Here is a 6,598-nt window from a genome sequence, read left to right as displayed (position 1 = left end):
TCTTCTGCTACTTCGCTTATTTCTTCTTCCGCAAGTTCTTCTTCTGCTGATTCTTCTTGCTCCGCAGGGTCCTCTGTCTCTTCTTCCATGACTGGTTCTTCTGCTACTTCGTTTATTTCTTCTTCTACAAGTTCTTCTTGCTTTGCTGATTCCTCTGTCACTTCTTCCGTAACTGGTTCTTCAGTCATTTCAAAGCTTGTCCCTACAACAGTAGGTTCTTGTACTTCATTTTCAGATGTATGAATTTGCTTAGCAAAATCTTCACTTCGTACGATAACATCTTCAGGCATACCCAACTGTTCTTCTTCCTGGGTATGTAACGTTGCTTCATTTTTGTCTATATCTACTGTGTGCTCTGCATCTGCTTTAACAATGGTAGGTTCAACTTCTGTTAATTCATCTTGTGATACATCAGAACTTATATAGCCATTCTTTTCTAACCACGCATCAACAACTGATTTTCCTTCCATTGATATTTCAATATCTTCTCGTTGTTGCTGTTGTTTACTTTCCTCATTTTCCTTTTTCTTGGTTTCTGGACGATTGTATCCAAAAATAGGCGAAACCATTTCTGAAGGGCGGAACGGTCTTCGATTACTTTCAACTTTAGGAGTATGTCTTACCTTCTCAGTACTTGGTTCCATATATGTCATTTCTTGCACTTCTTCTACTCGTCTTGATTGGCGCCGCTCTCTAATCGGTCTTTCTTGTATAGCGTGCTTTTCTAGACGAGATGACCCCTGCGTAATCTCGTCAAATCCATCATCAGGAATTAACGGGAACCGGAAATTAGCACCCGAATTTGATTTAGACGCTTTCAGCTCATCTTCTCGTTTATCAGAGTAGTATTTTACACGAGGGATCTGAGAAGTAACTTTTTTCTCTGCAGGTGTTTCTATTGCACTTAATGCTGTCGCTTCATTTTCTTCCTCTTTTTTAAAAAGCTTTTTCATCCAATCTAACATGCTTACCACTCTTTCTACTAAATAGTAACACCCTTTATTGTATCAGCATTCAACAAAAAGTGCAGATGAAATTGCTTTCATTTCATTTACAGAAAAATAAAAAATATCATTACATAAAAACGGCTCCATATACAATGGAGCTAAGAAAAAATTACCCTTTATTAACTCGATAACTCTCAACACTATCTGCTACACTTTGCAGTAAAGAACGTAAATAATTTACGTCTGATAATTTTTTGTCTTCTTCTGGATTTGACATAAATCCTAGTTCTAATAAAACCCCTGGTACCTCAGCCCAGTTAAATCCAGACAAATCATCACGAAACTTAATTCCGTTTACTTGTACATTACTATTTTCCTTTACTTTATTCACAATGAACTCAGAAGCGGTTAAACTCTCCTGATAAATATTTTTTGTAAAAGCATTCTCTTTTGACGTCGTCAACACCGCAAAACCCTTTTCTGTTGCACTTTCCGAACCATCTGCATGAATTCGTAAAAACAAATTCGCATGATGCTCATTAGCAACTGTCGCCCGTTCTTTATTACTTATATTTACATCATGCGTCGTTCTTGTCATGACCACTTCAACGCCTTTTGCCTCTAACATCTCTTTTAATAGAACAGCAGCTTCTAAATTTAGTTCATACTCTCGCTTTTTCGTGACAACTCCTGTTGTTCCATCTGTTACTTTATATTTTTGTTTCGTTGCCCCTGGGCCGATTGGCTCTAGCTCTAAATTCGCTTTTCGTTGGTGACCTGGATCAATACATACGACGAACTTCGGTTTTTCCCCGGCAGGAGCAGGTGCTGGCTCTTCTTTCACTTGCTCAGCTTTCGGTTCATTGTTTTGTACAGGACTTTCGACATGAGGAGGTTTCTTTTCCTCTTGCTTCGGTTCTGTTTTTACAGTTTCCTTCGTGCATCCTATCATACAAAGTGCTGCTATCATCATTACAGAAACATTTTTTATGTGCTTCATATTATCTCCCTATCTATAAAAAGAATTTCTTATGTGCTCTATGATTTCATCTACATGATCCGCAATACAATCAGGATTCCAAGTACTCATTCCCCGCTCCGCCGTATACACATGTAAATTTTGTATATCTACAAAAATAGGATTGCCAAGATCCGTATCATATCCAATCACAAACCAACTCTCTTGCCAATTTCCTTCTTGTTCTCCTATTAATAAATTTCCTTTCTTATCATACCGATAACCAACTTGGCCATCTTTAAATTCTTGTTTATGAAATAGGTAGATTTCTAACGATTGCAATTCAATGTCATGAATACGAGAAGTTTGCACGAGTTGAAACAGTTCGTAAACTTTTGGATGATGCATCATGTGATATACCTCTTTTCATATTTTTCTAGATTTTACCTAATTTGATTTCAAAATACAATTCTTTTCCGGGAGAAAATAGAATGTTTGTGTATCGTAGTTGTGATCGGAGTGTCAAACTTTGTCGAAGAGCCTTTATTCCATGTCGAAGCGCTGATATATTCCGAAAAGCGCCGATATATCGGTGGACAAACAAAAATAAGAGCTGACTCCATAAGTATGGGGTCAGCTCTATTTTTTATTTAGAATTTAAACTCTTGTCCAACTTCATAGTTGTCTTCAAGTACAAGGATTCCTTTTTCTTGCGGCGCATCTGGAAGCTCTAATTCACGCGCTGAACAAATCATACCGGAAGATGGAATGCCGCGAAGCTCTGCTGGTTTAATTAACATACCGCTTGGCATTACTGCACCTATTTTCGCAACTACTACTTTTTGACCTGCGTCAACATTTGGTGCACCGCATACGATTTGTAATGTTTCTGTACCAACTTCTACTTTACATACGTTTAATTTATCTGCATTCGGATGCTTTTCTTTTTCTGCTACGTAACCAACAACAAATTTTGGTGAAAGATCTGCTTCTACTGTTTCTGTAAAATCGTTCTTCGCTAAAATTTCATTGATTTTTTCAACAAGCTCTTTCGTTAATGTAAGATTGCCTGTTTCTGTTATTTCCATATAAGAAGAAGCATTAAAAATATTGAATCCTGCTGTTACATTGCTTTCACGATCGAAAACGCGCGCTACATCTCCTTTGCGTTCAAATGTGCGGTTTTCTAATGTAATATCTTGCAGGGCAACAATTAATGTATCCCCAATACCTTCAAGGTTATAAAAAACGTTCACTTTGTTCATCCTTTCTCTTTTTCACTTCGTTCCTTCCGATTTTTCGCCAAAATAAAGATTGGTTCAAAATTACCATCTTCATATACGAATGAAAGTGATGTAATCGGAACATGACCTTCTGCAAAAAACTTCATTGTCATTTGTGCAATAATATCATAACCCATTTTGTTCACGATATCAGCAACAATTAATACATCTTGGTGCGGAACTGCAACAACCATATCACCGGAAATTTGTTTACGCATGTCTCGTAATAATGAATCATTTAAAATTCGGCTTGCGTCATATCCGTCATTTGTATTTAAGAAATAAAATGTATTTCCAGCAACTTCATCTTGCTTAAATTCAGTGCGTAAAGAGCGTACGTTAAACAATGCCATTTCACGCACTTGTTCTTCTGTCATCCCAATTTGCTTTAGCAAACGCTGATCAATCAGACGATACGTTTTATCTGAATCTAATGCATAGTAAACACGCGTTTCTGCTGTATGTTCCATCATGACAAACGGATTTCCTTTGTCTGCTTCTTTCGGAAACGAAGTGGAACGGATTACAGGCAAAATTTTCGCCGTACTCGTTACTTCTTTATGCATCGCAACGAGGGCTTCTTCTACGTAATAGACAACCTCTTCAATTGCCTTCTCTTTTTGTACCTCCCACTTCGCTACAATACCTGGAAGAGAAATCGTAATTCCCTTTTTCGTATTTGTTTGCTCAATGCGAAGTGTTTCCTTTTCACTATCGTACTGAAAACCCCAGTCTGCTCGTGCAAGGCGCTTCATCAATTCGTCTTTCATCTTTTTACTCGTCATTTTCATACAATTTACCTCCCTTCCGAAAAAAACAACCTCCACATATGAAGATAGAGGTTGTTTTCAGTTTCACTTTATTTTAAACCTTCAATGAATTCTTCAATTTGCTCTTGCGTTTTACGATCTTTGTTTACGTAGCGGCCAATTTCTTCTCCCTTATTGTAAGCGACAAAGCTTGGAATACCAAATACGTCTAACTTGATGCATAAATCGATATATTCATCGCGATCTACATAATAGAAAGAGAAATCGCTATATTTTTCTTCTACCTCTGGCATAAATGGATCAATAAAACGGCAATCCGGGCACCAATCTGCCGAAAATAAAAAGATCACTTTCTCCTCATTTTTCAATTCTTGAAACTGCTCCATACTTTCTAATGCTTTCATCTATAATTCCTCCCTAAAAAAGGTATGTACTTACTAATTAAATCGCTGCCATGCCGAGTAAAGCATGTCCGCTACTTGCTTTCTACTTTTGTTTTAACCCTTGCACGTGGCAGAAAAAAGCCCCGACCGCTCTACACATAGCCAGACGCTCTCGCCATCTAAAAAGAAGCATGTTTATCTTCCTTTACAGAAAGCACTGCCATGCACATTAAAACATGCCCGCTACTCGCTTGCTCCCTTTGTTTTAACCCTCGCACGTGGCAAAAATAGACCCTGACCGCTCTACACATAGCCAGACGCTCTCGTCATCTAAAAAGAAGCATATTTACTAATTTAATCTTTCTTTACACAAAGTACTGCCATGCAAAGTAAAACATGTCCGCTACTTGCTTTCTACTTTTGTTTTAAACCTTGCACGTGGCAGAAATAGGCCCTGACCGCCCTACACATGACCAGACGCTCTCGCCCATCTAAAAAAAAGAGGATTTTAAAGGTTTTTTTAAAGTTTTTTAAATTGTATTTCTATACTACCATACATTACTTCCAGTGCAAGGTTTATGCTTTACTTCTGTCATACATGTACTGTCCAACTAATAGCTTCACAACATGCACAAATAACTCCGTCCGATCTACATAATTATTTGTAAAAATACCGATTGCTCCTTCGTTGCTACGAATGTCACGTTGCTTCGTATAGTCTTCCATCACTTCGCTTAATTCTTTTCCTTCTTCAAGAGGGTGAATAAACTCATCTGGCAGTTTCATACGTGCTCCGCCTGCGGTAAATAGCTTGCCTTCTTTCGTTGCTAAAGCCCCCCAGTTACACATAAACAAGCCGTGCTTTGTATGCATCACGCCGCCTTCTAAACCAATTCCGATATCGGCTTTTCCTTCTGCTAATGCTAATTTTGCCCGGTTGCTTGCTCCTTGGAGCGTTTCTTCATCAGAAAATGGTTGCGCGGACACATGAGACGGGACAGACAGTGAAATCATTTCTGCTTCTGTAAGCACTTGCTGAACTGCATTTACTTTCACTTTGTTTTTGGATCCAACTGCTACTTTCATATTTTCACCTCGAATTCAAAAAGAAAAGGCCTCATTTGGCCTTTCCCTATTAAACATTTTCTTTAATTGTTTCAAACGTTGTTTTATCTGTCGCTTTTACTAATTGAATCAGCAATTCTTTTGCTGCTGCATAGTCATCGATATGTAAAATCGAAGCGTGTGTATGAATGTAACGAGCACATACACCGATAACTGCAGATGGTACACCAGAGTTACTTGTATGTACGCGACCTGCATCTGTACCGCCCTGTGATACGAAATATTGATACGGAATGTTATGCGTTTCCGCTGTATCTAAAATAAATTCACGAATGCCGTGGTGTGTTACCATTGAGCGATCATACAAGCGAAGTACAGCACCTTTTCCAATTTGACCAAACTGCGTTTTATCTCCTGATGCATCGTTTGCTGGGCCTGCATCTAACGCATAGAAAATATCAGGCTGAATCATATTCGCAGCTGTTTGTGCACCGCGAAGGCCGACCTCTTCTTGTACTGTTGCACCGGAATATAATGTGTTTGGCAATTTTTCATCTTTTAACTCTTTCAATAGCTCAATCGCAAGGCCACAGCCATAACGATTATCCCAAGCTTTCGCCATAATTTTCTTTGGATTTTTCATCGGTGTAAACGGACAAATTGGTACAATTTGTTGGCCAGGTTTCACACCAATTTCATGTGCTTCCTCACGGCTATCTGCACCGATATCAATTAACATGTTTTTTATATCCATCGGTCTGTTACGTTGTTCGTCGCTTAATAAGTGCGGAGGAACAGAACCTACTACACCAATAACCGGGCCGTTATCTGTCATAATTTGTACACGCTGCGCTAGTAATACTTGGCTCCACCAACCGCCTAATGTTTGAAAACGAACCATTCCGTTTGGCGTAATTTGCGTTACCATAAAGCCAACTTCATCCATATGACCAGCTACAAGAACGCGCGGGCCATTTTCGTCACCCTTTTTCAAACCGAAGATACTGCCTAAACGATCTTGTACGATTTCATCTGAGTATTTGCTTAGTTCTTGCTTCATAAAACGGCGTACATCATGCTCAAATCCTGAAGCACCTTGCAGTTCTGTTAACGTACGAAATAGTTCCATTGTCTCTTTATTCATCACGGTACCCTTCCTTCAATCCAGTAATAGAATCACTATTTTCATTGT

At 38.7% G+C, this 6,598-nt stretch carries 7 protein-coding genes and 1 pseudogene; all 8 read right to left on the bottom strand.

What is annotated here, in order from left to right; translation table 11 throughout:
• Positions 1-965 (bottom strand): annotated as a pseudogene (locus BM211_RS20535) (hypothetical protein); the annotation flags it as partial.
• 151 nt (positions 966-1,116) lie between these two features.
• Positions 1,117-1,947, bottom strand: coding sequence for an N-acetylmuramoyl-L-alanine amidase family protein (locus BM211_RS20530; RefSeq protein ID WP_090999222.1), 831 nt, complete (start codon positions 1,945-1,947; stop codon positions 1,117-1,119).
• A 9-nt stretch (positions 1,948-1,956) separates the two neighbouring features.
• Positions 1,957-2,316 (bottom strand): thiamine transporter, encoded by a 360-nt coding sequence (locus BM211_RS20525; RefSeq protein WP_090999220.1) that lies wholly within the window; start codon positions 2,314-2,316, stop codon positions 1,957-1,959.
• A gap of 239 nt (positions 2,317-2,555) precedes the next feature.
• A complete protein-coding gene (gene ytpR, locus BM211_RS20520; RefSeq protein ID WP_035435863.1) occupies positions 2,556-3,170 on the bottom strand; it encodes a YtpR family tRNA-binding protein in 615 nt (204 codons plus the stop codon).
• Positions 3,167-3,979 carry a DUF1444 domain-containing protein gene (locus tag BM211_RS20515; RefSeq protein WP_090999218.1) on the bottom strand — a complete coding sequence of 271 codons (813 nt, stop codon included), beginning with the start codon at positions 3,977-3,979 and terminating at the stop codon, positions 3,167-3,169. Before BM211_RS20515 ends, ytpR begins: the two co-directional genes overlap by 4 nt.
• 68 nt (positions 3,980-4,047) lie before the next feature.
• Positions 4,048-4,362, bottom strand: a complete 315-nt coding sequence (locus BM211_RS20510) for a thioredoxin family protein (protein ID WP_090999216.1) — start codon at positions 4,360-4,362, stop codon at positions 4,048-4,050.
• A 555-nt stretch (positions 4,363-4,917) separates the two neighbouring features.
• Entirely contained in the window at positions 4,918-5,427 is a 510-nt protein-coding gene (locus tag BM211_RS20505; protein ID WP_035435871.1) for a DUF84 family protein, read from the bottom strand.
• A gap of 49 nt (positions 5,428-5,476) precedes the next feature.
• Complete coding sequence (locus tag BM211_RS20500; protein WP_090999215.1) at positions 5,477-6,550, bottom strand: M42 family metallopeptidase; 1,074 nt, start codon at positions 6,548-6,550, stop codon at positions 5,477-5,479.
• Positions 6,551-6,598: the final 48 nt, after the last annotated feature.

The sequence above is a fragment of the Bacillus sp. 491mf genome, assembly GCF_900112415.1.
Taxonomy (GTDB): domain Bacteria; phylum Bacillota; class Bacilli; order Bacillales; family Bacillaceae_G; genus Bacillus_A.
This window is presented reverse-complemented; position numbering and strand designations above follow the sequence as displayed.